At 70.8% G+C, this 1868-nt stretch carries 3 protein-coding genes; all 3 read right to left on the minus strand.

What is annotated here, in order from left to right:
• A partial coding sequence (locus ACFVJQ_RS45895; protein WP_385791950.1) for a xanthine dehydrogenase family protein molybdopterin-binding subunit occupies positions 1-672 on the minus strand: 672 nt, incomplete at its 3' end.
• A complete protein-coding gene (locus tag ACFVJQ_RS45900) occupies positions 669-1658 on the minus strand; it encodes an FAD binding domain-containing protein (protein WP_385791952.1) in 990 nt (329 codons plus the stop codon). The genes ACFVJQ_RS45900 and ACFVJQ_RS45895, both read right to left, overlap by 4 nt.
• A gap of 3 nt (positions 1659-1661) precedes the next feature.
• Positions 1662-1868: (2Fe-2S)-binding protein (locus ACFVJQ_RS45905; protein ID WP_385791954.1), on the minus strand; the 207-nt coding region annotated here is incomplete at its 5' end.

Genomic DNA, 1868 nt, shown 5'->3' on the forward strand with positions numbered 1-1868 from the left:
GCCGCTCTCGGGGACCTTGAAAATCGTGGCGAGCGAGGTGCGGACGTTGTGCGGCCACTGCGTGGAGTCGTGGACCGTGAGCGAATCGCCGTGCCAGGACGCGACGGTGGCCATCAGGCCGAGCGGGTTGTTGGTGTTGTCGGGGGTGGTGTAGGCCTCGTCGACGACGACGTCCGCCCGGGCGAATCCGGCGGTGAGGTCACCGCGCTCGGTGTCCAGCCCCCAGGGGTTCTCGACGATCTCGGCGCGGGGATCGTTCACGTCGAGCAGGGCCTCGGCCGGCTCGTACTCGACGCGTACCAGCCGTGCGGCGTGCCGGGCCTGCTCGGCGCTCTCGGCCACCACGATGCCGATGTGCTGCCCGTAGTGCAGGATGCGGTCGTCCTGCAGCGGAGCCGGAGGCGAGCCGCCCAGCAGGGTCATCGGGCCGCGTTCCAGCTTCGGCGCGTTCCGATGCGTCACGACGGCCAGCACGCCCGGCGCCGCCCAGGCCCTGGTCACATCGATGCTGCGGATGCGCCCCGCGGCGATGGTGCTGCCCACCAGGGCGGCGTGCACCATACCGGGGAGGGAGAAATCGTTGGGGTACTGCGCCGATCCGGTCACCTTCAGCGGAGCGTCCACGCGGTCCAGGCCCGCACCGACGACCGTGCCGGTTTCGAGAGTGGTCATGACGCTGCTCCTGCAACGGTCTCGAGAGTGCGCACGAGGGTGCGCTTGGCCAACTCGACCTTGAACGCGGTGCCCGGCAGCGGCCTGGCACCCTCCAGTGCCGCTTCTGCCGCCGCGCGGAAGGAGTCGGCGCCCGCGCGGGCGCCACGCAGGACGTCCTCCGCGTCCCACGCGCGCCAGGGGACGGTGCCGACCCCGCCCAGCGCCACGCGCGCCTCCTGAACGAGACCGTCCTCGATCACCAGAGCCACGCCGGCCGAGGCCAGCGCGAACTCGTAGGAGACACGGTCGCGGACCTTCAGGTAGTGCGACCGCGCGGTCTCGGGGAGCAGCGGGATCTCGACCGCAGTGATCAGCTCGCCGTGTTGCAGCACGTTCTCGATATGGGGTGTGTCGCCCGGCGGCAGGTAGAACTGGGTCAGGGGGATCGGCCGTGTCCCGTCCGCGCCCCGGACGTGGACGACCGCGTCCAGCGCCACCAGCGGAACCGCGACGTCCGAGGCGTGCAGGGCGATGCAGTGGTCACTGGTGCCCAGGATGGCGTGCATCCGCTGGATGCCCGCGATGGCGGCACACCCCGAGCCCGGGTCGCGCTTGTTGCAGGCAGCGACGGTGGGGTCTCTGAAGTACCGGCACCGGGCCCGCTGCAGCAGGTTGCCGCCGATGGTGGCCATGTTGCGCAGCTGGGTCGAGGCGCCGAGCAGCAGGGCCTCTCGCACGAAGGGCAGCCGCTCGCCGACGACGGGATCGGCGGCCAGCTCCTCCATCGTCGTGAGCGCCCCCACGCGGACGGTCGTGCCGGTGTGCGTGATGCCGCCGAGGGGGAGGCGGGTGATGTCGATGAGCCGCTCCGGTCCGAGGACCCCGTCCTTCATCAGGTCCAGCTGCGTCGTGCCGCCGGCCAGGAACGACGCGTGCGGATCGGCGCTGACCACGGCGACGGCCTGCTCGGTGTCGGTGGCCCGAACGTAGTCGAAGGGACGCATGGATCAACCCCCCGCCGCAACGTCGCGGATCGCTGCGCGAATGTTCGGATAGGCGCCACAGCGGCAGATGTTGCCGCTCATGAACTCACGGATCTCTTCCTCCGAGTTCGCGCGTCCCTCGGCGATGAGCGAGACCGCCGACATGATCTGGCCCGGGGTGCAGTAGCCGCACTGGAACGCGTCATGCCGGGCGAACGCCTCCTGCATGGG

Source organism: Streptomyces sp. NPDC127197 (genome assembly GCF_042672405.1).
Classification (GTDB): Bacteria; Actinomycetota; Actinomycetes; order Streptomycetales; family Streptomycetaceae; genus Streptomyces; species Streptomyces flavusporus.